This window comes from Alteromonas mediterranea DE, from assembly GCF_000020585.3.
Taxonomy (GTDB): Bacteria; Pseudomonadota; Gammaproteobacteria; order Enterobacterales; family Alteromonadaceae; genus Alteromonas; species Alteromonas mediterranea.
In genome coordinates this window covers 1207602-1231537 of the sequence record NC_011138.3, presented here as the reverse complement: position 1 = coordinate 1231537, position 23936 = coordinate 1207602, and the positions used below count along the sequence as shown (strand labels likewise).

20 protein-coding genes are annotated in these 23936 nt (G+C 46.4%); 4 read left to right on the top strand and 16 right to left on the bottom strand.

Translation table 11 applies throughout. The features are described from left to right. Positions 1-90: 90 nt before the first annotated feature. Both MADE_RS05635 and MADE_RS05630 read left to right on the top strand, forming a co-directional pair. The gene (locus MADE_RS05635) at positions 91-1428 is read left to right on the top strand and encodes a GNAT family N-acetyltransferase (RefSeq protein WP_012517702.1); all 1338 of its coding nucleotides are present in this window, start codon (positions 91-93) and stop codon (positions 1426-1428) included. Continuing rightward, on the top strand, positions 1418-3505 hold the full coding sequence (locus tag MADE_RS05630; RefSeq protein WP_012517701.1) for a M13 family metallopeptidase: 2088 nt from the start codon (positions 1418-1420) through the stop codon (positions 3503-3505). The genes MADE_RS05635 and MADE_RS05630 overlap by 11 nt, the downstream gene beginning before the upstream one ends. A gap of 163 nt (positions 3506-3668) precedes the next feature. Here the strand turns inward: MADE_RS05630 and betI are convergent, their stop codons facing one another. From betI to MADE_RS05610, 4 genes are all read right to left on the bottom strand, one after another. Next, the gene (gene betI, locus MADE_RS05625) at positions 3669-4229 is read right to left on the bottom strand and encodes a transcriptional regulator BetI (protein WP_012517700.1); all 561 of its coding nucleotides are present in this window, start codon (positions 4227-4229) and stop codon (positions 3669-3671) included. Positions 4230-4317: 88 nt separating this feature from the next. Beyond that, the gene (locus MADE_RS05620; RefSeq protein ID WP_012517699.1) at positions 4318-6744 is read right to left on the bottom strand and encodes a TonB-dependent receptor domain-containing protein; all 2427 of its coding nucleotides are present in this window, start codon (positions 6742-6744) and stop codon (positions 4318-4320) included. A 217-nt stretch (positions 6745-6961) separates the two neighbouring features. Beyond that, positions 6962-8599 carry a SulP family inorganic anion transporter gene (locus MADE_RS05615; RefSeq protein ID WP_012517698.1) on the bottom strand — a complete coding sequence of 546 codons (1638 nt, stop codon included), beginning with the start codon at positions 8597-8599 and terminating at the stop codon, positions 6962-6964. Positions 8600-8610: 11 nt separating this feature from the next. Beyond that, a complete protein-coding gene (locus tag MADE_RS05610; RefSeq protein ID WP_012517697.1) occupies positions 8611-9264 on the bottom strand; it encodes a carbonic anhydrase in 654 nt (217 codons plus the stop codon). Positions 9265-9422: 158 nt separating this feature from the next. Between MADE_RS05610 and MADE_RS05605 the strand changes: the two genes are divergently transcribed. After that, on the top strand, positions 9423-10391 hold the full coding sequence (locus MADE_RS05605; RefSeq protein WP_012517696.1) for a hydrogen peroxide-inducible genes activator: 969 nt from the start codon (positions 9423-9425) through the stop codon (positions 10389-10391). A 71-nt stretch (positions 10392-10462) separates the two neighbouring features. Continuing rightward, positions 10463-11296 (top strand): LysR family transcriptional regulator, encoded by an 834-nt coding sequence (locus tag MADE_RS05600; protein ID WP_012517695.1) that lies wholly within the window; start codon positions 10463-10465, stop codon positions 11294-11296. A gap of 61 nt (positions 11297-11357) precedes the next feature. Here the strand turns inward: MADE_RS05600 and ppnP are convergent, their stop codons facing one another. The 12 genes from ppnP to MADE_RS05540 form a co-directional block, all read right to left on the bottom strand. After that, a complete protein-coding gene (ppnP, locus tag MADE_RS05595) occupies positions 11358-11642 on the bottom strand; it encodes a pyrimidine/purine nucleoside phosphorylase (protein WP_012517694.1) in 285 nt (94 codons plus the stop codon). 24 nt (positions 11643-11666) lie between these two features. Next, positions 11667-12257, bottom strand: a complete 591-nt coding sequence (locus tag MADE_RS05590) for a DUF938 domain-containing protein (RefSeq protein ID WP_012517693.1) — start codon at positions 12255-12257, stop codon at positions 11667-11669. A gap of 38 nt (positions 12258-12295) precedes the next feature. Continuing rightward, positions 12296-14920 (bottom strand): methionine synthase, encoded by a 2625-nt coding sequence (gene metH / locus MADE_RS05585; protein ID WP_012517692.1) that lies wholly within the window; start codon positions 14918-14920, stop codon positions 12296-12298. A gap of 9 nt (positions 14921-14929) precedes the next feature. Further along, complete coding sequence (locus tag MADE_RS05580) at positions 14930-15997, bottom strand: homocysteine S-methyltransferase family protein (RefSeq protein ID WP_012517691.1); 1068 nt, start codon at positions 15995-15997, stop codon at positions 14930-14932. A gap of 3 nt (positions 15998-16000) precedes the next feature. Beyond that, positions 16001-16939, bottom strand: coding sequence for a homoserine O-acetyltransferase MetA (gene metA / locus MADE_RS05575; RefSeq protein WP_012517690.1), 939 nt, complete (start codon positions 16937-16939; stop codon positions 16001-16003). Positions 16940-17105: 166 nt separating this feature from the next. Continuing rightward, positions 17106-17540 (bottom strand): DUF2802 domain-containing protein, encoded by a 435-nt coding sequence (locus MADE_RS05570; protein WP_012517689.1) that lies wholly within the window; start codon positions 17538-17540, stop codon positions 17106-17108. Between the two features lie 59 nt (positions 17541-17599). Beyond that, positions 17600-18091: a chemotaxis protein CheW gene (locus MADE_RS05565; RefSeq protein WP_012517688.1), complete on the bottom strand. Its 492-nt coding sequence runs from the start codon at positions 18089-18091 to the stop codon at positions 17600-17602. A gap of 17 nt (positions 18092-18108) precedes the next feature. Beyond that, positions 18109-18924 (bottom strand): chemotaxis protein CheW, encoded by an 816-nt coding sequence (locus MADE_RS05560; protein WP_012517687.1) that lies wholly within the window; start codon positions 18922-18924, stop codon positions 18109-18111. A gap of 7 nt (positions 18925-18931) precedes the next feature. After that, positions 18932-19696 carry a ParA family protein gene (locus MADE_RS05555; protein WP_012517686.1) on the bottom strand — a complete coding sequence of 255 codons (765 nt, stop codon included), beginning with the start codon at positions 19694-19696 and terminating at the stop codon, positions 18932-18934. Between the two features lie 28 nt (positions 19697-19724). Beyond that, positions 19725-20855 carry a protein-glutamate methylesterase/protein-glutamine glutaminase gene (locus MADE_RS05550; protein ID WP_020743071.1) on the bottom strand — a complete coding sequence of 377 codons (1131 nt, stop codon included), beginning with the start codon at positions 20853-20855 and terminating at the stop codon, positions 19725-19727. Positions 20856-20883: 28 nt separating this feature from the next. Then, positions 20884-23139, bottom strand: a complete 2256-nt coding sequence (locus tag MADE_RS05545; protein ID WP_012517684.1) for a chemotaxis protein CheA — start codon at positions 23137-23139, stop codon at positions 20884-20886. Positions 23140-23151: 12 nt separating this feature from the next. Then, on the bottom strand, positions 23152-23907 hold the full coding sequence (locus MADE_RS05540; protein ID WP_012517683.1) for a protein phosphatase CheZ: 756 nt from the start codon (positions 23905-23907) through the stop codon (positions 23152-23154). Positions 23908-23936: the final 29 nt, after the last annotated feature.

Sequence of the window (23936 nt, the reverse complement as noted above, 5' to 3'; positions counted from 1 at the left end):
GTAGAAACAGGGCTATTTTAGCGCTAAATATTACGTAATAGCGATAATCTCTGCGCCAATAAACGATGATTTCTACACGACTGACAAAGCATGACAGCAACTGACTATCAGATAAAAATAATAAATTCCGTTGCGCTGCTGTCCCAAGCGCGCTGGGATAAGCTAGCACAAGATGCAGGCCCATTTCTTTCCTATCACTTTTTACTCGCGCTTGAACAAAGTGAGTGCTGCAACAATGAATCGGGTTGGCAGCCTTGTCATATCGCGATCACTGGCGCGGGAGAGGATACGGTACATGCAATTATTCCCGGCTATTTGAAAACGCATAGCTACGGCGAGTATGTGTTTGACCATGCGTGGGCCGATGCCTATGCGCAACACGGCCTCGACTACTACCCCAAGTGGATATCTGCCATTCCCTTCACTCCTGTCACTGGCCCTCGAATTTTATCCGACGGTAAAATTGAGTTCGGTACGGCCTTTTTTAATGCACTTGAAAACAAGCTTGTAGACTATGTGGCGTCAGTCTATGGCGAGACACTGTCTTCATTACACTGGCTTTTTACCGATGAAATCACGTCTAAGCTATTGACCCAAGCGGAAAACTGTAGCCCGCACGGACACTCAAGCGATAAGACTGAAGATGCAATAAAGGAGACGCTTGGCGATGCCTCTGCGCTTGCCCCTTATTACTTGACCCGCTATGCGGTTCAGTTTCAGTGGTATAACTACCAGTATAAAAACTTCGATGATTTTTTAGCAGCGTTAACGTCTCGCAAACGCAAAGACATCAAGAAAAGCCGTCGAAAACTACATGAGCGAGGAATACGCTTTAGCCATCAAAAAGGCCAAGCCATTACGCCAGACACCCTTCAGTTCTTCACAAAATGTTACAAAGCAACCTATTTAAAGCGAAGTGGTCATGTGGGATATTTAAATGATGTCTTTTTCCAACAACTTGTAGAAAATTTAAGTGACAATATGCTTATTGTCACTGCTTTTGAAAATGATGTGCCTGTTGCCAGCGCATTATTCTTTTTTGACGATACGGGTTTATACGGCAGATATTGGGGCGCGTTAAAAGAGATTGACGGGCTTCATTTCGCCTGCTGTTACTTCGAAGGTATTGAATTTGCAATCGCGCACCAGTTAGCGCTATTCAATCCCGGCACACAAGGTGAGCATAAAATTTTACGGGGCTTCGAGCCTACTTATTGTCGCTCACATCACACGTTACGACATACGGCGTTTCACCGTGCTGTAGCAGACTTTTTACACAGAGAAACCCCGCATATCGGCAGCTATTTTAATCAGGCACGGAATGCTTTACCGTTTAACAAGGAATTTGTGCCTACTTTAAAAACGACAAGTGTCACTGCACCTAACGACGACACTTATAATCACAAAGAGAAAAACGATGAAATATAAACTTTTAGCCGTAGCTATTGCGGCTTCGCTAGGGCTTACAGGCTGTGGCCAGCCTGACCAAGCAAAAGAACAAACAAACGATCAGGTAAGCGCAGTTGAAGCGCCTGAAGCAAACGACGAAGCTGAGCTTGGCTCTTTTGGCGTAGACTTATCTGCACGCAACGAAGCAGTAAAACCGGGTGATGACTTCTTCATGTATGCAAGCGGCACATGGTATGACAACTATGAACTGCCAGCAGACAAAACCCGTTATGGTGCTTTCACTGGTCTTGCTGAGCGAAGTGAAGAGCAGGTGAAAAACATCATTGATGGTTTAATGGAGAAGTCTTCGCTTAACGCTGAAGAGCAGCTTGTTCACGACTTTTTCGTTGCATACATGGACACAGATACTATTAACGAAAAAGGTATTAAGCCCATTGAAGACGTACTGACGTCAATTAATAGTATTGAAAACACCACCGACCTTACTAAGGCGTTCGGCAATAGCTGGCTTGTTGGTTCAAGCACGCCAATCTACGGCGGAATGTGGTACAACCGCTTAGACCCCAACGAATATCAACTAAGCGTGGGTGTAGGCGGTTTGGGCCTTCCTGATCGCGACTATTACCTTAGCGACAGCGAGCGCTTTGTTAAAATTCGCGAAGCTTATGTAGCTCACATCGAGCAAATGCTTAACTTTGCTGGAGAGGAAAATGCGGCGGAAAAAGCACAAAATATTCTTCAGCTTGAAACACAAATTGCTCAAATACAGTGGCCACGGGAAAAGCGTCGTGATCGCGACCTAACGCTTAACCAAATTGAGCGCAGTAAATTATCTGATGAATACCCGGGTTTTGACTGGGATACTTACTTCGCACAGACCGGTTATAAAGTCCCTGAGCTCAATATCACGCAGCCAGAGCCAGTCAAAGAAGTGATTAAAATTATCAATGAAGCTGACTTAGCGGATTGGAAGTCGTATTTGAAATATCATACGATTTCTAACAACGCAGGCTTCCTTTCAGAAGAAATTTACCTTGCTAACTTTGACTTCTTCGGACGCACGTTAAGTGGTCAGCAAGAGCCTCGCCCTCGCTGGAAGCGCGCGGTAAGCCAGATGTCTGGTACTGAATCACTCGGTTTTGCTATCGGCAAAATCTACGTGAATGAGTATTTCCCGGAAAGCTCTAAAGAGCAAATGGCGGAACTGGTAGAAAACCTGCGTACTGCACTCGGTGAGCGTATTGAAAACCTTGACTGGATGAGTGAAGAAACCAAGGTTAACGCCAAAGAAAAGTTGATGGCCTTTAACCCAAAAATTGGTTACCCAGATGAATGGCAGCTTTTTGACGGCGTGACTATTAGCGATAAAGACCTAGTGGGTAACGTTCGCAATCTACGCACGTTCTTCCAAGACCAATCGGTTGAGCGCGAGCTTGAGAAAACAGACCGCAATCGCTGGGGCATGACACCTCAGCGCGTTAACGCTTACTACAATAGCTCGTTCAATGAAATTGTATTCCCTGCAGCTATTTTGCAGCCGCCGTTCTTCGATCCTAATGCCGATCCAGCCGTTAACTACGGTGCTATTGGCGCAGTTATTGGTCATGAGATGGGCCATGGCTTCGACGACCAAGGGTCAAAATCTGACGCTAACGGAATTCAGCGCAATTGGTGGACCGACGCAGACCGCGCAGCGTTTGAAGAAAAAGCAGACATGCTGGCTGAACAATACAGTCAATACGAGCCAATTGAAGGTAACTTCGTGAACGGCCGCAACAGTCTAGGTGAGAACATCGGCGATGTGGGTGGTCTGTCTATGGCTTACCACGCTTACAAACTAAGCCTGAACGGTAAAGAAGCACCCGTTATTGATGGTCTAACCGGCGATCAACGCTTTTTCCTGGCATGGGCACAAGTGTGGAAAGAAAAACGCACCGAAGAGAGCATGCTTAACCAGCTACGTGCCGGTACACACGCTCCAGGTCGCTACCGTGCTCAAGCACCGCGCAATCACGATGCTTGGTATGAAGCATTCGACGTAAAACCAGGTGATGCTTTGTATCTTCCACCAGAAAAGCGCGTAAGAATCTGGTAATTAAACAGGTAACCTGGCCCCCCTTCAAGGCGGGTCAGTACGTTGCAAAAAGCGCGGTAGGCTATGAACCTACCGCCTTTTTTAACCTGCCGTCAGCGTTTAATGCGTATCGCTAGTCAAACAGCCTTGCTAAAAACGTCCCCTACCTTAACGAATCCGATTACTACTTCGCGTATTGAGTAATTAGATCTCGCACATATTGCTTACAGCGAGTAACCTCTTCTGTAAAGTCGCCATTACCTACGCTTCCCATTGAATAACGCAACCAATAGCCGTCAATCAACGCAGCTGTCGATGCCGCAGCGTTTTTCACTTGTTCTGGTTTAAGCAATTTGCGATAGCTGAAAGCGAGATTACGCTCTAAGCGCTTGTGGTTTATACATTGCAAGCGGTGCAAGCCTTCGTTGTGAAGTGACAATGCCCAAAAGTTAAACCACGTATTGGTTGCAGAACTCGCGCCCTGCGTTTGAGAAAAATTGTTTTCTATGATGAAGTCAATGCGTTTAAGTGGGTCATCAATGCGCTTGGTGATCTTTAGTGCCTCGAGAAGGTGGCGCATAGTCGCCTCTATCAGCCCCTGTTTATCGCCAAAGTAATGACTAATGATTCCTGAAGAAAGCCCTGCTCTTTTACTTATTAGACTGATTGTCGTACCGTGATAGCCAACCTCTGCCATCACCTCCAACGTTGCTTCAATTAACTGCTTTTTACGAACTGGCTCCATTCCCACCTTGGGCATGCTACAACTCCAAACCTTAAATCAAATAATAAACCTGGGGCAGCGGTGCGCTGCCCAAGGCATGATATCACGATTAGAAGGTTAAGCGTGCGTTCACTGCTACAGCGCGTGGCGCGCCTATCCAAAATGCGCCTGGGGCGATAGTTGAAGCGTAATCTTCGTCGAACAGATTGTTCACCGTTAAGCGTACTTCAAGCTCTTCAACACCGGGGCCAATATTCTCGATAAAACCGCCGATGTAAAAGTCGCTAACGATATAATCATCTACCTGCGCCGCATTGTTGATATCGAGGTAGCGGCTGTCTACGTACTTGGTAGAAAGACCGGCGAAGTAGTTATCGCGCGCCCAGTCAAGGCTAACTACTGCCATAGTATCTGGTGTGCCTATTACCGTGTTGTCTTCAATGGCCACTAATGACACCTCGGCATTATCTGGGTCGGCAATTGCGGCCTGAGCCTCGGCAAGGGTATCGTACTGGGTGCCCGAGCTTCCCACGGTTGCTACATACTCAGATTCACTAAGCGTTATTGAAGTAAACAGTGAAAGTGTTTCCGTAAGTGTAATGTCAGCAGAGATTTCAAAACCGCTAGACTCAATACCTCCTACGTTCTTATATCCACCCGCGGCGGCTTCTAAAAAGTCGATACCTTCTGACGTTTCGTTACTGGTGAACTGAATGCGGTCGTTAAATTCAATATTGTAATAGGTCACGCTAGCGTTGAAACCTGGTGATGCATAACGAAAGCCAACATCAATATTGTCTGCTGTTTCCGGCTTGATAAAACGAAGGTCAGTATCGTTACGCTCAAGCTGAGCATCTTTAATAGCGGCGAAGTTTTCCCCATATCCTGCGAAAACTTCAAGTCCTTCGTAAGGAAGTGGCGCTACGATACCTGCTGAAAATAATGTATCTGAATCGGTATTTACCGCAAGGTTATTGGAAGCATCAAAGTTATCGCTTTTCTCGATATCAACGTTAAACTTCTTGGCACCTAAGCGAACGCGAGCAAACCCAACATCTAGTTCGTCTTCAACATAATACATTAACGTATCAACAGGGAAGGTTCTGTCGTACTGCACCCAGTAAGGCACATTATCGTAGTCTACGCTGATAGATGAATTGGTAATTTTATGCCAATCACGAGACTCGCCACGCTCGTAATCTTCCCACCAAATACCAAAGCGCACTGTGTTATCAAAATCACCAATTTTGGTGTACCACACAGCGTCAGCGTTAACCCCGACACGCTCTTTATCGTAGTGGGTGTGGCGATATGAACCAACTGGAATCGCGCCCTGTTCATGACAGCCCGGGTCGTATTGTGCTCCAGCGCCCCCGTAAGGGAACGTAAGCGAACTTTGACACCCTTCAATGGGGCTTAACTGATTGCCCTGTCTATCTACAAAATAGATTTGTCCTAACTCCTGTCCACCGTAAACCGTGTTGCCCACTACAAGTTCAGAATGCCCCGCTGTGCCATCATCGGTAATATCTACGATATAAGGCGGAACCCATTCACCGCGACCTTCGTTATCGTGGTAATACACGTTGGTCATAAAATCGACTTGGCCGATAGTGAACTCTGCCTGAAGATAGGCGAACAGGTTTTCCCGCAGGGTTGACCAACCGCGACGGTAAGCCTGATCTTGATATGGCACACCTGTCCACTCATCAGTCAGCTGGTCCCAATCGGGGTTCTGCTCATATTGCGCTAGGCCGTAAATGCGCTGATAATTGTCTTCATGAGTATCGTCATAAGACAGGTAACCGGTAAGCGATACATCGTTCACCGTTGAAATAAACTTCATGGCTAAGTGGTCACGGGTATTTTCTGCCGCTTGCTGCATAAAGTCAGAGCTCTCCTGACTAGAGAGGCTTACCCATGCGTAAGTATCTTTAAAAATTTCGCCGGTTTCATAACGGACATAATACTTTGACGCATCAAACTCACCTGCAGTAACGCTGGTTACCAAGCCTTGTTCCATTGAAGGGTCGATGGTCGTGAAGTTAAGTGTCCCGCCTAATGCTTCGTGAGAACGTGAGGCAATGTCGGCGGTACCCTGTGATACTTCAACCGCTTGTACGTTTTCCGTATCGATATAGCGATTCGCTTTTGCGCCACCACCATAGTTAGAGTTACCGTTGGCGATGCCGTCTACCGTCATGCCAATCTGTTGTTCATTTAGATTTACCTGAAACCCACGGATAACAATAGACGTTGACCAGTCATCGGCACCGAATGTATCGCCTTCGTTAATAAGGACACCTGGAAGGTTATCAACCGCAGCTAAAACGCTGCTAAGGTTAGCCTGCTGCTTGAACATATCGTCACTAGTCGCATTGTTCGCATATGAAACGCTTCGCCCTACAACGGTAATCTCTTCTATGCGTTGTTCATTAGTCGCTTCACTCTCTTCCTCTGCGTGTACGAGGTAAGACGCACTCATTGACGATAAGGCTGCGAGGACGGCTAACGAAATTTTGTTGTGTGTTTTCATGCATTTCCCATTAGTGTTGTGTAATTGTTATCCACTACCATAGGGGGCATTTGTTACAGTTGCGTTAAGTTTAATTGAACAATCAATTAATAAACAGATTACAACAATGTTTAGGCTTCTACACAGTATCTGAAGTTTTATAAGCGAAAAGACATAAAAAAAGCCCTCGCGAAGGAGGGCTAAAGAAGGGAAAGGATTATCTTACCTTGTTCTTACTTTATGACTGCGCTGCGGCTTGAAAACTGGTGTGTTCGCTTTCAGTTCCGTCTACTTGCTTTTTTGCATAAAGCAAGGCGTCATGTAACGTGTCGAAGTTAGGAATACCAGGATGCGCTTCATTTACGCCCTCCAGCACTTTGTTAACTTCTGCGTTAGCACCGCAAATAACAAGTTGACGACCCGCGGCTAATGCGTCTGAAGTTACCGTATCAACCGCCATTGCAGCCGACACGTCCATTAGCGGTACGCGAGAGAAATCAAGGATAGTCACGGTAGCCCCCGGACGCACGCGCTCACGTACGTGGTGACCTAAATCAGCCGCTGCACCAAAGCTTAACGGGCCGCCGAAGCTAAAGATTGATACTTTATCTTTTAGCGATTCAAGCAACGCGTTTTCCTTAGGGTCATTTAAAGACTCAGGGATCTTCTTGAGTTCTTCAATTTGCAGTTGAGCAATTTGCTTAACATAAGCTAATGCCGCAAATACTACACCGACACCTACCGCTGTGATTAAATCTACGAATACGGTTAAGGCAAGTACCATAATCATCAAGCCGAAGTCCCAACGCGGGCCTTTGTGTGCACGCTTTAAGTAGCTCCAATCAATGATATCTAAACCTACTTTCACCAAAATACCGGCAAGAACAGCATGAGGGATTTGCGCCGCTAGAGGACTAAGACCTAGTACAATGGCAAGTAATACCAACGCGTGAACCATACCTGAAACGTTGTACTTACCACCGCTGCGGATATTTACCACTGTACGCATGGTTGCACCTGCGCCAGCAATACCGCCAATAAGGCCTGCAAACGTGTTACCAATACCTTGGCCAATAAGCTCTTTGTTACTGTCATGACGAGTTCGGGTCATGTTGTCAGCGACAAGTGAGGTTAATAGGCTATCAATTGCACCAAGTACGGCAAGGATAAAAGCAGCTTCTAAAATAAGTAGCGCTTTGCTTTGATCAAACACCGGAAGGTGAAGGCTCGGTAAGCCCGTGGGAATATCGCCAAGTACAGGGACAGATAGCGCTAGACTTACCAAGGTGCCAATGATTAGCGCAGCAAGTGCACCAGGCACAAACTTTCCTAGTTGTGGAGGCCACTTGTAAGCAATAACTAAAGTACCCAAGCCCAGAGCAAGTGTGGCAAAGTCGATATCAGCAAGCGCTGTAGGCAAATACGATAGCGCACCAATTGTGCCGCCTGGAGGCTCGTGGCCTAGCAGTCTGCCTAACTGCAGAATAATAATGATGGCACCGATGCCTGACATAAAACCAGAAATCACCGGATACGGCACCAAGCGAATATACTGGCCTACCCCAAGTACGCCGAATACGATTTGGAAGACACCTGCCAATATTACCGCGGTAAAGATAAGGCTAGTATCGCCGGATAGACTTGCAAAAAGGCCTGCGAGTACAACAACCATCGGGCCCGTAGGACCTGAAATTTGCGCTGGTGTACCGCCGAAAAGTGCAGCAAAAAAGCCCACGGCTATAGCACCATAAAGGCCAGCCATCGGGCCAAGACCTGACGCTACACCAAGTGCAAGCGCCAGTGGCAAAGCAACGATACCGGCGGTTAAACCACCGGTAAAATCGCCACGTAAATTAGAAAAATTGATTTTCACCATAGTTATGAGCCTTATTCGGAGCGCGCAAGTTGCGCTTCTGCAGTAGACTCGTCCATGACATCAAACTCACCCGACTCGGTGTTATAATAAAGCACCTCACCAGTGCCAATGTTGTACACCCAACCGTGAAGTTTAACCTGACCGGTTGCAATTTTTGCAGCTACCGCAGGATGCGTACGTAGGTGTTGAATCTGCTGTACTACGTTCTCTTTCGTTACCGCTTCTAAATCGTCAATAGAAAGTTCATCGTGACCACAACGCTCTTTAACTACGTCTGTGGCAACACGGCAATGGCCCAACCACTCTTTAACATGAGGTAGCGAGTCTAGACCAGCAGGGTTAATCGCACCTTTCATTGCGCCGCAGTCAGTGTGACCACACACAACAATATGTGAAACACCCAAAGCAGCCACTGCAAATTCAATAGACGCTGTCATTCCACCTGTTTGGTTGCTGTGCGGAGGAACAATATTGCCCGCGTTACGACAAATGAAAAGTTCACCTGGGTCGGTTTGTGTAACTAGGTTCGGGTCAATACGTGAATCTGAACACGTGATGAAAAGCACTTCAGGATTTTGCCCGTTAGCCAGCTTTTGAAACGTCGCTTTCTTATTCGGGTAAACTTCCTTTTGGAATTTAGCAACACCTGAGATAACGTGATCCATATAAAACTCCCAATTTTTTAATAATTGTAATGATTATGTAATTACGCCAGTTTCACCTGATAGATTAATAGTTTAATATACTAACTCGCGATAGCTAAATACTATCACCCTACAAACAGCACTACTACTAAGGTTAGTAAGAGAAGGGTAAATACACCATGCAATTTAACGGAAAAAGCCCGTCAATTAACCAAATCCGCTATTTTGTGGCTGTGGCGAAATATTTAAGCTTTAGGCAGGCTGCGGGAATTCTTGGTATTAGTCAGCCTACGCTGACCAGCCAAATTAATGCGTTAGAAACACACCTTGGACTAACGCTGTTCGAGCGTTCTCGCACGGGAACCTTATTATCGCCGCAGGGTAAAGCGCTGTTAGACGCAGCAGAAGAGGTGCTGCAAGCATCACAGCGATTCAGCGAGATAGCCCGGGACTTGTCGGAAGGTGAAGTGGTGACATACCGGTTGGGGATCCCGCCTACTCTTGGCCCTTATTTGTTACCGTTTGTTTTACCCGATTTACACAAGCGCAAGCCTGGCCTGCGTTTTTATGTTCGTGAAGGGGCACCAAGCGCCCTGCAACACGGCTTATTGCGGGGGGAGTACGATCTTATTCTATCGCCCCTTTCTGGCGAAAATTCACAGCTCATCACGCAACCGCTGTTTAAAGAACCTTTAAAGTTTGTGACGCCTTCTGATCACAAATTAACAGGTAAAGCGTTCGTTAGACCAGAAGAAATAACCGGTGAAAAAGTACTGACTTTGGAAGACAGTCACCACTTTCACCATCAAGTACAACGTATTTGCGATGAAATTGGCGCAGATTTGCAGCGCGATTATGAAGGTACCAGCCTTGATACACTACGCCAAATGGTCGTGATGGGAATGGGGGTGGCCTTTCTTCCCGGCTTGTATATTCACTCTGAGTTACATAAACCTGAGGCATTACACGTGTGTGAAATTGCAGATATGCCTATTGAGCGTCAGCATTCATTGGCGTGGAGAAATACAGCACCGGGCAGAAAAACTTTTAGGGAAATCTCAATTATCATTAAAGAAATCATTGAAACTCGTCTTTCCAATGCGGTAACGATTGTGAATGATACACCCAAACATGCCCTTAACCGTTAGTATCGTTGTGACACATTATGATTGATAGACAGCATTTACGAATAGTGAGAGCGATTGATGCCGAAGGCACAATGACCGAAGCGGCGAAATCACTCTTTTTAACGCAGTCTGCGTTAAGCCATGCAATGAAAAAACTGGAAGCCCATTTTGAAGTTCCTCTTTGGAAAAAAGAAGGTCGACGGTTAACGCTTACACAAGCGGGGCAAAGTGTGCTGGGTTTGGCCCATCGTGTTTTGCCCCAGTTTGAACACACAGAGGCGCAGTTGCGTAGGTTTGCCGATGGCAAACAAGGTATTTTGCGAATTGGAATGGAATGCTACCCTTGCTTCGAGTGGCTCTTAAAGGTGGTTGCACCATTTTTAAAAGCGTTCCCCGATGTTGATGTAGACGTTCGCCGCGCTTTTTCATTTGGCGGTCTTCAAGCACTACACGGCTACGACATAGATATTTTGCTAACTCCCGACCCTTTGTCTCTTGATACTATTGCTTATACGCCGGTGTTTGAATACGAGCAGGTACTGGCTATGGACAAACATCACCCGCTCGCTGATAAGCCGTTTATAAAGCCACAAGATCTGTCTAACGAAACGCTTATTACCTATCCGGTAGAACTTAGCAGGCTAGATATATTCACCCACTTTCTTACGCCGGCTAACTGCACAGTTAGGCAACACAAAACGATTGAAACCACAGAAATTATCCTGCAAATGGTGGCGGCCGGGCGTGGAGTTACAGCGCTGCCAAAGTGGCTAATTGATGAATCGAAGGAGCGAGATCTGCTCACTTATCGCTCACTTGGTGAGGTAGGCGTATCAAAAACCCTTTATTTAGGGCATAGAAAAGCCCAAGACGTGTTGGGCTTTGTTGACGATTTTATAGCGTTGTCTCAGGCGCATAAGCCTTGAGAACGTTTCGGCTGAGCCGGCCTAACAGCCAAGCCCAGCGCCACCTTTATCTTTATTGGTGTTAGCTGTAGAAGCAAAGATAAGCGGTGGGTGTAGAGACTTTTACATCAAACGATACATTGGCAGGCACATTGAAGCTCGTACCGGTTACAAAAGATTGCCACTCGTCGCTTTTTGGTAGCTTGACAACAAGCTCGCCTTCTACCACTTTCATTAGCTCTTTATGTGAGGTTGAGAAAGTGTACTCACCGGGTGACATAACACCTGATGTACAACGTCCGTTCGCAGACTCAAACCCAATCGAGCTCACTTTGTTGTCGAAATAATGGTTTACTTTAAAGCTCATAGCTACTCCTTTGATTAATGCCATCTAGCGCTTTTGCCAAATGAGCATGTGATTATTAGCGGGCATGTCGATCACTTCTTTTAAGCTCAACTCGCCTGCCCAAGCGGTAAGCTCGTCAATATCTCGGTAACCGCCGTAGCCTCTTTCTATCAGCGATAAGTGGAAAGCTTGGTTACTTTGTGAAGTGAATTTACCCCTGTGAGTAAAAGGGCCGTATTGGCAAAAAACACCGTTTTGCGGCAGGTTCGAGGCAATCAACTCCATCAGAAGTTTTGCCTCTTCTTTTTGCATAATGTGCGCAGTATTCGCAGTAAACACGCCGTCGACGTCAATATGAGGAAAGTCATCGCGTCCCACAGTAAACGCCACGGGCGCGCTTATGTTATCTAAACTAGCCTCAGCAAGCCATGCTTGTGCGCCCGAGTGATACTGAGGCTGGTCGCTGGTATGCCATATTAGATGGGGTAAATGTTCGGCAAAAAACACCGCATGTTGACCTGTGCCACTGCCTATTTCTAACACCTGCTTACAATTCGCAAACGTGCGTTCAAGCACGCCTAAAATGGCGCGCTTGTTATTTTCACAGGCTTGGCTAAATGGCTTTTCGCATTGCATCTTTTTTACCTGTTTATTTACCTGTTTATTAGCAAACGCTAGTCACTTAAGTTAGGACCAAGCCACTTCTCGGCCTCTTCTAGCGTCCAACCTTTGCGCTTAGCGTAGTCTTCTACTTGGTCGCCTTGAATTTTAGCAACCGCGAAATACTTAGCGTCAGGATGCGCGAAATACCAACCAGAAACTGACGCCCCGGGCCACATCGCATAGCTTTCGGTGAGCTTCATCCCCGTATGCGCTTCAACAGACAACAAATCCCAAATAAGCTGCTTTTCAGTATGTTCTGGGCAGGCTGCATAACCTGGAGCCGGGCGAATACCTTGATATTTTTCGCGAATGAGCGCTTCGTTACTTAGCGCTTCGTCCTTTGCATAACCCCAGTAATGTTTACGTACCTGCTCATGAAGATATTCAGCAAAAGCTTCGGCTAACCTGTCGGCTACGGCTTTTACCATAATGCCATTGTAGTCGTCACCCGCTTGAATATAACTATCAGCCAGCTCATCTTCACCTATGCCCCCCGTGACCGCAAAAGCGCCTACATAGTCTTCAATATCGCTCGACTTTTCAGCCACAAAGTCGGCTAAGCAATAGTTAGCGAACTTGTCTTTAAACGTTTGTTGACGAAGGTGGTGGCCTACTCCGCTTACTTTTGTGCGCGATTCATCGCTATAAATTTCTACATCATCGCCCACGCGATTGGCGGGGAATAGCCCTATAACACCTTTCGCTTGAAGCGTATTGTCTTCAATGATCTTATCTAGCATGGCGTTGGCATCATTAAACAACGACTGCGCCTGCTCACCGACTACATCATCGTTAAGTATTCGAGGATACTTACCCGCTAAAGACCAGGTCAAAAAGAACGGTGTCCAGTCAATATAATTGCGCAGTGTCGCTAAATCAGCGGTAACAGGGGTTACACCTAATGTCGCAGGTTTTACAGGCAGCGTGTTAAAGTCGGGCTTAAACGCGTTATCTCTAGCCTGCGCTAACGTGACAGGCTTACTGCGAGGCTTCTTACGGGCATGCTGCTCGCGCACTGTTTCGTACTCTTTCGCTAACTCTTTGGCGTAGATGTCACGGGACGCTTTATTAAGTAAGCGCTGACAAACACCCACCGCTCGACTGGCATTAGGTACGTAGGAAACAGGGGCGTGGTAATTTTGCTCAATTTTAACGGCAGTATGCGCTTTAGACGTGGTTGCCCCACCAATAAGCAGCGGAATTTCAAAACCCTGACGCTCCATTTCTTTCGCAACATGCACCATTTCGTCAAGCGATGGGGTAATCAGCCCCGACAGGCCAATCATGTCTACGTTTTCGTCTTTGGCGGTTTGCAAAATAGTGGCGGCTGGTACCATCACGCCTAAATCGATAACTTCAAAGTTATTACACTGTAGTACCACACCTACAATGTTTTTACCGATATCGTGAACGTCGCCTTTTACCGTTGCTAGTAGAATTTTACCGTTGCTCTTAGCATCGTCTGATTTTTCTTCTTCGATGAAGGGCTGTAAGTGCGCTACCGCTTTTTTCATTACGCGGGCAGACTTTACGACCTGAGGTAAGAACATCTTACCTTCGCCGAACAAATCACCTACTACGTTCATGCCGTCCATTAAAGGCCCTTCAATAACGTGTAGCGGACGTTCAGCCTGTTGTCGGGCCTCTTCGGTGTCGTCGATGATATAGTCGGTGATCCCTTTTACAAGGGCGTGCTCTAAACGCTTATTTACGTCTTGTTCGCGCCAGCTTAAATCTTCTTTTACTGCGGCCTTACCGTCGCCTTGATAGTTAGGTGCAATGTCTAGCAAACGCTCGGTGGCATCACTTCTGCGATTTAAAATCACGTCTTCAACGGCTTCGCGAAGTTCAGGTGGAATTTCGTCATATACCTCTAACTGGCCTGCATTAACTATAGCCATATCCATACCTGCACGAATTGCGTGATATAGAAATACCGAATGCATGGCCTCTCGTACTGGGTTATTACCCCTGAACGAGAAAGAGATATTAGATAGGCCGCCGGAGATATGTGAGTACGGACAGGTTTTACGTATTTCGCGGGTAGCTTCAATAAAGTCCACCGCGTAGTTATCATGTTCCTCGATACCTGTAGCTACAGCAAAAATGTTGGGGTCAAAAATAATATCTTCTGGCGGAAAACCGATGTCTTCAGTCAGCAGTTTATAGCTGCGCTGACAAATCTCGACTTTACGGGCCTGGGTGTCGGCCTGACCGGTTTCGTCGAACGCCATAACCACGGTTGCAGCACCATAACGTTTAATGAGCTTAGCTTGATGTAAAAAAAGCGCTTCCCCTTCTTTTAAGCTAATTGAGTTAACAATAGCTTTGCCCTGTACGCATTTAAGGCCCGCCTCTATCACTTCCCATTTTGATGAATCAATCATGATGGGTACGCGGCTAATATCGGGCTCAGAAGCTATGAGGTTTAAGAAGGTGATCATAGCCTGCTTGGAATCAAGCATGGCCTCATCCATATTGATATCGATGATTTGGGCACCGTTTTCTACCTGCTGTCTAGCGACATCAAGCGCGGTTTCATAATCACCTTCAAGAATAAGGCGTTTAAAGCGAGCGGAACCTGTAACGTTGGTGCGCTCACCGATATTAATAAATGTGGAAAATTCTGCGCTCATAATGCCCTCCTAGTGTACAAACGGCTCTAGGCCTGACAAACGCATTTTAGGTTCAAATGCAGGTACGTTACGTGGCGCTATACCCGCTACCGCATTGGCGATTTCGCGAATGTGGTCTGGCGTACTACCGCAGCAACCGCCTACGATGTTCACAAGCCCTGATTGCGCCCATTCTTTAATGTGCTCGGCCATTTCTGGCCCTTCCATATCGTACTCACCAAATTCGTTAGGTAAACCAGCATTGGGGTGTGCCGAAATAAAGCATTCACTGATTGCCGCCACTTCATCCACGTATTGACGCAATAAGTCGGGGCCAAGGGCGCAATTTAACCCGAAAGAAAACGGGCTAATGTGACGCATCGAATAATAAAATGCCTCGGCGGTTTGCCCTGATAATGTACGCCCTGAAGCGTCGGTAATTGTGCCTGAAACCATAACAGGTAAAGACTTACCTAACTTTTCAAACACCGACTCCACCGCATAGGCTGCGGCTTTGGCATTTAATGTGTCGAAAATAGTTTCTAACATAATTAAGTCTACGCCGCCTTCAATGAGTGCCTCAGTAGACTCGCTGTACGCATCGACAAGTTCATCGAACGTTACGTTGCGTTTACCTGGGTCATTTACATCTGGCGAAATCGAGGCTGTGCGATTTGTTGGGCCTAAAACGCCTGCCACGAATCGCGGTTTGTTTGGCGTTTTCGCAGTAAACTCGTCAGCGGCTTTTCTGGCCAACTTGGCCGCCGCCACATTGATGTCCCGCGAATGGGCCTGCATGTCATAGTCGGCCATAGCAATTGTGGTGGCGTTAAAGGTGTTTGTTTCAATGATATCAGCGCCTGCTTCGAAGTAGTCGCAGTGAATTTGATAAATAATATCCGGCTGAGTAATAACCAGCATATCGTTATTACCTTTCACGTCACAGTGCCAATCTGAGAACTGTGTTCCGCGGTAATCATCTTCTTCTAATTTGTGACGCTGAATCATAGTGCCCATAGCGCCATCAAGAATAAGAATGCGCTCTTTAGCGGCTTTTGTAAGCGTTGTCTGCGCGCTAGATATTGTATTTTTGCTCACGTGCTACCTCTTTGGCTGTGACTTTTCAGCAAGCTGACTTAAATCGTAAGGCGTGGTCTGATAAACATAATAATTCAGCCAGTTTGTAAACAATAGGCTGCCGTGCGACCGCCACTGTACAATGGGAGACGTGGCTGGGTCGTCTCCTTCAAAATAATTTTTCGGAATGGGCGGTGTTTGGCCGGCAGCAATGTCGCGTAAATACTCGTCTTTTAGTGTATCAGGGTCGTATTCTGGGTGGCCGGTAACAAATACCATGCGCTTGTCTTCAGAGGCGACAATATAGGCGCCTACCTCATCAGACTCTGCGACCACGTTAAGCCCGTCAACACTGTTGTACAACGAAGTATCGATATGCCCGTAGCGTGAATGGGGGGCATAGAATGACGGATCAAAGCCTCTTAATAACTCATTATTTGGATCGTTAACTTTGTGCTTAAACACCCCTGAAAACTTTTCATCTCGCAGTTCGCGGGTAATGCCGTAAAAGTGATACATGGCTGCATGGGCCGCCCAACACAGATAAAGCGTCGAATTTACGTGGCGCTGCGCCCACTCCAAAATAGTGGTCATGGTTTCCCAGTATTTCACTTCTTCGTAATCGATAAGCGCTAATGGGGCGCCGGTAACAATAAGGCCATCATACTTTTTGTTCACCACCGACGAAAAGTCATGGTAGAAAGCGTCCATGTGCGACTGGGGTGTATTCTTGGGCGCCTGGTTGTCTATGCGGATCAAATCCACATTTATCTGTAGTGGCGTGTTTGAGAGCAGACGCAGCAGTTGCACTTCTGTCTCAATTTTATTCGGCATTAAATTTAAAATACCCACTTCAAGAGGACGAATATCCTGGTTAGCCGCCCTGTCCATGTCCATGGTAAAAATGTTTTCACCTAGTAGTACATTCTGTGCGGGTAACTGCTCAGGAATACGAATTGGCATAGAGGGCTCCAGTGATAAATTACAATACCCGTATTGTGTCTATAACTGGGAATATGTCAACATCTTTACGTCTAGACGTCTAAACGTTTTTTTGAGTAACGTAATGGAGGGACTTTCTCGTCGATAGAAACGAATTGGAATGATTAATCACCTTCTGCCAATGTTTTTAGCTGTGTTGCTTGTGCACCATCACCAACATTTCAGCTTCGGCACGCGGAATGTCACACGCTTCAATGATTTCATCAATACTTGCCCCTTGCTTCACTAGTTCCGCGGCACGTTGATATAGACGCAGTGAAGGGTCTTGAAGCTTCAGCTCACGAACATGGTTTTCAATATCGGTTTGCTTTTCTTCTAGTTCTTTCAGGTGGCGTGTAATAACAAGGGTTCTTGCCTGCGCTTCAGTTTGCTGATTATTGGCGTTATTAGCTATGGCTTCTACGCGTAAAATAGCTTCTGCGTTTTTATTTTCACAATCATTTAGCGCGGCGCGAAGTGTACATACATGCGAGTAAATTACACCTATAGCAACGATAAGTATAAGGATGAAAACGCATAATACAATTTCTAACACGGTAGGTGCAGCGAGCTGCCAATCCATGGATATAACCCTTGGGGAAACGCAGGAGGCATGACTAACCATGCCGCCCGTTCATTTATTTAGATGCTGCTAAGCTCATCCCACTCTTCATCACTTAGCAACTTATTGAGATCAACAAGTATCAGTAGTTCACCGTCTCGGTTGCTCACGCCTTGAATAAACTTAGCGCTTTCTTCCGTGCCCACGTTAGGGGCACTATCAATCTCTGAAGACTTCAGATAAACCACTTCTGCCACGCTATCTACAAGGATACCGACTACCTGTTCGTCAGACTCAATTATAACGATACGCGTATTGTCAGTAATTTCTGTTGGCGGTAAACCAAAACGCGCGCGAGTATCGATTACCGTCACAACGTTACCACGCAGGTTAATAATACCTAATACGTAGTCGGGCGCACCGGGAACTGGGGCTATCTCGGTATAACGCAATACTTCTTGTACTTGCATTACGTTAATACCATATGTTTCATCACCTAGGCGATACGTTACCCATTGAAGGACTTCGTCGTTACTGTCGGTGGCATTGCTATTTATTCTTTCGTCGCTCATGAACCTGGCTCCCGATACTATGGCGTCTGGTCGTTACTGCCTAAGCCTTTGTTAAGCATAGATATTAATTCTTCAACGTCAATTAACGCGCACATTTTCTCTTTAACCATCCCCGCTAACCAGGGACGTTTACCTGTGGACTCGCGCCATTTAACGTCATCGGAGGTCAAATTGACCGTATTTACAAGCTTTTCGCTTGCCAAGCCCCACACACTCTCTCCTAACATTATAAGATATCGGTAGTTGAGCGATTGTGCGAGGTTTTCATCATATTTTTCTGGCATCACCCATTTAGCTGAGTCAACTACATTTAGTTTAGCCTCTCTATGCAACATTACACCCATAAACCAATCGGGTTTGCCAAACAGCGGCCCAATCTTTTCAATTTGATGAATGCCGCCTAATGTAGTTAATGGTACAGCCAAGGTTAAACCAGCGACCTCAAAGAATAGCGCTTGAAAACGAAAACCGAGAGTATCCTTTAGTGGAATTTTTGTTTTGTTTGCGTCACTTAACGCGGTTTCATTTTGACTCTCTACTTGAGGTTCTATTGCCGATGCCGCTTCGTCTTCAGAAACCTCTACTTTTTCTGTCTCGATAAAAGCGGTAACTTTTTCGGCGATTACGGTTTGTGGGTCAGCGCTCGTAGAGTCAGCCTCTGTTTTCAACTCGTCTACATGAGTCAGTGCCGACTCAGTCATCTGTTGAGACGCTTGTTCAAGCAATTTAGCCGTGCGCGCAGTGACATCTTCAGGTGTCTCTGGTTCTTTGAGAAGGCTATCTAAGTAGGCCTCCATCACTTCTTCACGGGCGAAAGGCGATTGCTTGCTCATTTTTGTATTAATTCTCCAGTACGGCTAACAGCTTTGCGTAGGCTGACACACCACGAGTTTTAGGGTACGCCGCCGAAATTGGCAGCTGTACTAAACTGGCGTCTCTAAAGTGAGTATCTACGGGAATAACCCCTTCCCACACACGCTCTCCGTAGTCGTCTATTAATCGTTTGCGCGATGCTAACGCTGCGTTTGTGCGCTTATCAAACATAGTGGGAATGATGACTGTATCAAATGATTTATTCAAAGAGCGCCCCATTATTTCCATGGTGCGGATCATTCTGTCTAAACCTTTTAATGCTAGGTATTCCGTTTGCGTTGGCACAATAACTTTGTCACATGCCGCGAGTGCATTCACCATCAATACGCCTAGCACGGGAGGACAATCGATAATCGCTACGTCAAATTCATCTGCTATCTTGGCGAGCGCTTTTTTTAACACCAAGCCCATGCCTTGTTCACTACCCATGGTTCTGTCTAATGTAGCCAGTGCCATGGTGGCAGGAAGCACATATAAGTTGTCCAACTTAGTGGGACAAAGGCAGTCCATTACATTATCGGCAGAAAGTGCGTTTGATTGAATAAAAATGTCGTAAACTGAATGACTTGTCGCTTCGGCGTCAATGCCGAAATAATAACTCAGTGATGCGTGAGGATCAGTATCGATCATCAGCACTCGCTTGCCCTGTTGCGCAAGCAACCCGCCAAGGCTTACTGTTGTGGTTGTTTTTCCCACGCCGCCTTTTTGATTCGCTACTGTCCACACTTTCATGATTTATATTCCGTTAGTGTCCAAGCCGCTATCGCATTTCGGTTTGAACGCAACTGCTAATATCGTCAATATTAATGCTTTTACTTGATATATTAGCAGCGGCTACGGCTTGGGGCATGCCATACACCACACAGGAGTCTTGGTCTTGTGCCCAAATAGTCGCACCTTTGTCCTTCAGCATGCGGCACCCTTCTTTGCCGTCTGCGCCCATGCCTGTCAAAATGACGCCTAATACATCTCCCCCATAGGCTTTGGCCAGCGAGCTGAACGTTAAATCAACGCTGGGCTTATAATTAACCTTGTCGCTCGCACTTGCATCGACAATAGCTATACGCTTATTCGCGCCTATGGTTTCTAACAACATCTGTTTACCGCCCGGCGCTAAATAAGCGTGGCCCGGCTCCACTATATCGCCATGCTCAGCTTCTTTTACTTTTATATTGCAGTTTGAATCTAAGCGCTGAGCAAATGCCGTGGTAAATGTGCCCGGCATATGTTGGACAAGAAAAATGGGATATGGGAATTCTGCAGGTAGTGGTGACAGCACTTTTTGTAGCGCCACAGGACCACCTGTAGATGCACCTATCGCCAAGCATTTATATTGCTTTCCCGTCGCCCTTACAGATGAGACGGTGGGCTGTTTTGCCGCGTCTTTATGGCCAGAAAGTAACCCCGATGTTTTAAAAAACGCCTGCTTGGGTGCGTTATCCGGTAGCTTTCTTGTTTCTGTGGCTCTAAAAGATGGACGCTTAAGGCCAATACCTCGACGCGCTATTAACCTAACTTTAGTACATAATAAGCGCGATGCATCTTTTCTATCTTGAGCAATATCTTCAAATTTTTTCGGCAAGAAGTCGAGTGCACCGGCTTCTAGTGCATCGAGTGTAGCTTGCGCTCCATGATGAGTAAGCGAAGAGAACATGAGGATCGGCGTAGGCCGTTTTTCCATGATAGCCTTTACCGCCGAAATGCCGTCCATTACGGGCATTTCCACATCCATTGTTATGACATCAGGTTTAAGTGCCTCTGCTTTTTCTAAGGCATCGCGCCCGTTTCTTGCTTCCCCAACAACTTCAAGCTCTCTATCATCGTCGAGTATTTCTTTTACTCGACGACGATAAAATGTCGAGTCGTCCACCACTAGGACTTTAAAGACCATGGATTATTATTCCTATTAATTCATCGCCTTACTTGATGGGTTTACGCGCGTACCGTTTTAGCAGGCTCGGAACATCTAAAATAAGTGCAATCCCGCCATCTGAAGTAATGGTTGCTCCCGCCATACCCGGCGTGCCTTGAAGCAAAGCATCAAGAGGTTTGATTACCACTTCTTCTTGACCTATTAGCGCGTCTACGACGAATCCAACTTGTTGTGTACCAATTTGTACTACAACCACGTGCCCTTTTTCTCTATTAATATCTTTAGGGCCACGAATTAGCCATTCGCCAAGGAAGAACAACGGAATTGCCTTTGAACGAACTATCATTGTTAGTTGGCCATCAACCGTGTTGGTCTTTTTGATGTCCATGTTTATTATTTCGTTCACCGCACCTAATGGTAACGCAAAGGTCTGTTTTCCTACAACAATCATTAACGTAGGCAAAATAGCTAAGGTTAGAGGCACTTTTATTTCTAACCTGGTCCCTTTTCCTAACTGAGAATCAATGTTTACGGTACCGTTTAGCTGGTTAATTTTGGTTTTAACCACGTCCATACCGACACCACGACCAGAAATATCGCTGATCTCTGTCTTCGTTGAGAAGCCCGGTGCAAAGATTAGATTGAACGCCTCAACGTCTGACATACGCGCTGCCGCATCTGCATCGAGAACGCCACGGCTGATGGCAATTTCCTTGAGCTTTTCGGCATCCATCCCTTTACCATCGTCTTCGATGGTAAGTAAAATATGATCGCCCTCTTGGGAAGCAGATAATTTAACCGTTCCCATACGAGGCTTACCTGAAGCGGCGCGATCATCAGGCATTTCAATACCGTGATCGACCGAATTTCGAACCAAGTGAACTAATGGGTCTGCCAGAGCTTCTACTAAATTTTTATCTAAATCAGTGTCTTCACCAACAAGCTCTAAAGTAATCTCTTTCTTCAAGCTTCGCGCTAGGTCACGTACAACACGGGGGAAGCGGCCGAAAACCTTTTTAATAGGCTGCATGCGGGTTTTCATCACCGCACCTTGGAGGTCTCCAGTCACTACATCTAAGTTCGCAATGGCTTTCGACATGCTTTCGTCGTTGCTGTTTATGCCTAAGCTGATTAGCCTATTTCTTACCAATACTAGCTCGCCCACCATGTTCATAATTTGGTCTAGACGCTTAGTGTCGACCCGCACCGTGGTTTCAGCCGGTGGGGCTGCGGCAGCTGCCTTTTTATCATCTTTCTTAGGCGCTGGGCTAGCCGCTTTGGGTTTCGCGGTTGAGCCTGGCTTAGATGGTGCGGCTGAATTTGACGTAGGCGCAGCTTTAACAGGTGCTGCTTGTTTAGCCTTCTGAACAGCTTCAGTCGCCGCTTTATCTACTGGTGGCTCAGGTGAAATAGGCGCTGCGCTTTGTTGCGTAGGGCCTTGACCTGAACCATGCAGCTGATCAAGAAGTGCTTCGAACTCATCGTCAGTAATTTCTTCATCGCTGCTTGAGTTCGATGGTGCGGGCGCTACCGGTGCTTTAGGTTCAGAGGCAGGAGCAGCGCTAGTTGCGAACTGGCCTTTGCCGTGTAAATCGTCGAGAAGCGCTTCAAATTCTTCGTCGGTGATATCGTCGCTATCGCCGCCAGCGGTCGGTGTCGTGGGTGCTGAAGGTGATGCTGGCGCGACTGATGGCTTACTTGCTGAAGAAGATTGACCTGGCGCATTTGAACCATGAAGTTCATCGAGTAACGCTTCGAATTCATCTTCGGTTATTTCGTCAATACCACCGTCGCTTGTGCCGCTAGGCACTTGCGCTGTAGGTTCTTCAATGACAAGTTCAGGCTCCGCAGCAAATGACTCAGGTGCAGTGGCTGACTCTTCAGAGGCGCCAAAAATGTTTTCATCTGGCGTTTCCGGGCGACTTAATTTGTGCAATAAGTCGACAAGGTGTGCATCTGCAGGTTCGAGTGGATCGCGAGCTTTAACCCGCTCAAACATCTCTACCACCACGTCAGTGGCCTGCAAAATAATATCCATCAGTTCTGGGGTTAGGGTTCTTTGTCCATTGCGCATTACGTCAAAAACGTTTTCTGCACCGTGACAAATTTCTACTAACTCTGTGAGCGAAAGAAAGCCCGCTCCACCTTTAACTGTGTGATATCCACGGAAAATTGCATTCAGCAAATCCGCATCTTCAGGATTGTTCTCAAGATCAACGAGCTGTTCTTGTAATTGTTCAAGTATCTCTCCAGCCTCAACCAGAAAGTCCTGTAATATATCCTCGTCAACATCAAACGACATGCGCCCGCTCCCCTAAAAACCTAAGCTAGACAGAAGATCATCTACGTCATCTTGGCCAGAAACGACATCATCGCGTTTCTCGGCGTCAATAATTGGGCCTTCTGCCTCTACACCATCAACCTTATCGGCCTTAACGCTAGATGGTTTAGTTTGTTCTTCACCTTCGCGCTCGCCAAACATGGTTAGCATATTAACTAAGCTATCTTCTACCTCTTTTACAAGGTCGATAACGCGACGGATAACTTGACCCGTTAAGTCTTGATAGCCTTGAGCCATCAATACTTCGGTAAGTAACTGTGTAAGTTTAGCTGACTGAAGCGAACCGTCTTCCAATAATTCGTCTAAATCTGCACATAACGCTTTGAACTCGCCCAACTCGATTTGGCGGTTCATGAGCTTTTTCCACTCAGGCATCACTTTTTCGATACGCACCGACAGCATTTCCGCTATCGGCATACTCGCTTCCACAGCGTCCATTGTAGTATTAGCTGCTTTTTCGGTTTCTTCAATTACGTAGGTTAGGCGGGATTGTGCATCGGGAATATCGTCGGTAGCTAAGTTTTTGATGCGGTCGTCAATTTGAAAATTATTTAACGCGTCATGGAGTTGACGCGTTAACTTTCCTACTTCAGCAAATAGCTCAACGTTTTCCTTCATTGAGGCAGCTTCAAGTAGAGCGTTAGCAGACGCGTTGTCACCTTCTTCCAGATAGGTGACAAGCTGTTTGGCCTCTTCTAACGAAATTGGAACGTTTACATTCGTTGTCATCCAGTAAACCTCATTTATCTGGTGAGCGT

Bases quoted from the DNA above. Each gene is read 5' to 3' on its own strand.
- MADE_RS05635 (WP_012517702.1), top strand. From the start codon at position 91: ATGACAGCAACTGACTATCAGATAAAAATAATAAATTCCGTTGCGCTG.
- MADE_RS05630 (WP_012517701.1), top strand. From the start codon at position 1,418: ATGAAATATAAACTTTTAGCCGTAGCTATTGCGGCTTCGCTAGGGCTT.
- betI (WP_012517700.1), bottom strand. From the start codon at position 4,229: ATGGAGCCAGTTCGTAAAAAGCAGTTAATTGAAGCAACGTTGGAGGTG.
- MADE_RS05620 (WP_012517699.1), bottom strand. From the start codon at position 6,744: ATGAAAACACACAACAAAATTTCGTTAGCCGTCCTCGCAGCCTTATCG.
- MADE_RS05615 (WP_012517698.1), bottom strand. From the start codon at position 8,599: ATGGTGAAAATCAATTTTTCTAATTTACGTGGCGATTTTACCGGTGGT.
- MADE_RS05610 (WP_012517697.1), bottom strand. From the start codon at position 9,264: ATGGATCACGTTATCTCAGGTGTTGCTAAATTCCAAAAGGAAGTTTAC.
- MADE_RS05605 (WP_012517696.1), top strand. From the start codon at position 9,423: ATGCAATTTAACGGAAAAAGCCCGTCAATTAACCAAATCCGCTATTTT.
- MADE_RS05600 (WP_012517695.1), top strand. From the start codon at position 10,463: ATGACCGAAGCGGCGAAATCACTCTTTTTAACGCAGTCTGCGTTAAGC.
- ppnP (WP_012517694.1), bottom strand. From the start codon at position 11,642: ATGAGCTTTAAAGTAAACCATTATTTCGACAACAAAGTGAGCTCGATT.
- MADE_RS05590 (WP_012517693.1), bottom strand. From the start codon at position 12,257: ATGCAATGCGAAAAGCCATTTAGCCAAGCCTGTGAAAATAACAAGCGC.
- metH (WP_012517692.1), bottom strand. From the start codon at position 14,920: ATGAGCGCAGAATTTTCCACATTTATTAATATCGGTGAGCGCACCAAC.
- metA (WP_012517690.1), bottom strand. From the start codon at position 16,939: ATGCCAATTCGTATTCCTGAGCAGTTACCCGCACAGAATGTACTACTA.
- MADE_RS05570 (WP_012517689.1), bottom strand. From the start codon at position 17,540: ATGGATTGGCAGCTCGCTGCACCTACCGTGTTAGAAATTGTATTATGC.
- MADE_RS05565 (WP_012517688.1), bottom strand. From the start codon at position 18,091: ATGAGCGACGAAAGAATAAATAGCAATGCCACCGACAGTAACGACGAA.
- MADE_RS05560 (WP_012517687.1), bottom strand. From the start codon at position 18,924: ATGAGCAAGCAATCGCCTTTCGCCCGTGAAGAAGTGATGGAGGCCTAC.
- MADE_RS05555 (WP_012517686.1), bottom strand. From the start codon at position 19,696: ATGAAAGTGTGGACAGTAGCGAATCAAAAAGGCGGCGTGGGAAAAACA.
- MADE_RS05550 (WP_020743071.1), bottom strand. From the start codon at position 20,855: ATGGTCTTTAAAGTCCTAGTGGTGGACGACTCGACATTTTATCGTCGT.
- MADE_RS05545 (WP_012517684.1), bottom strand. From the start codon at position 23,139: ATGTCGTTTGATGTTGACGAGGATATATTACAGGACTTTCTGGTTGAG.
- MADE_RS05540 (WP_012517683.1), bottom strand. From the start codon at position 23,907: ATGACAACGAATGTAAACGTTCCAATTTCGTTAGAAGAGGCCAAACAG.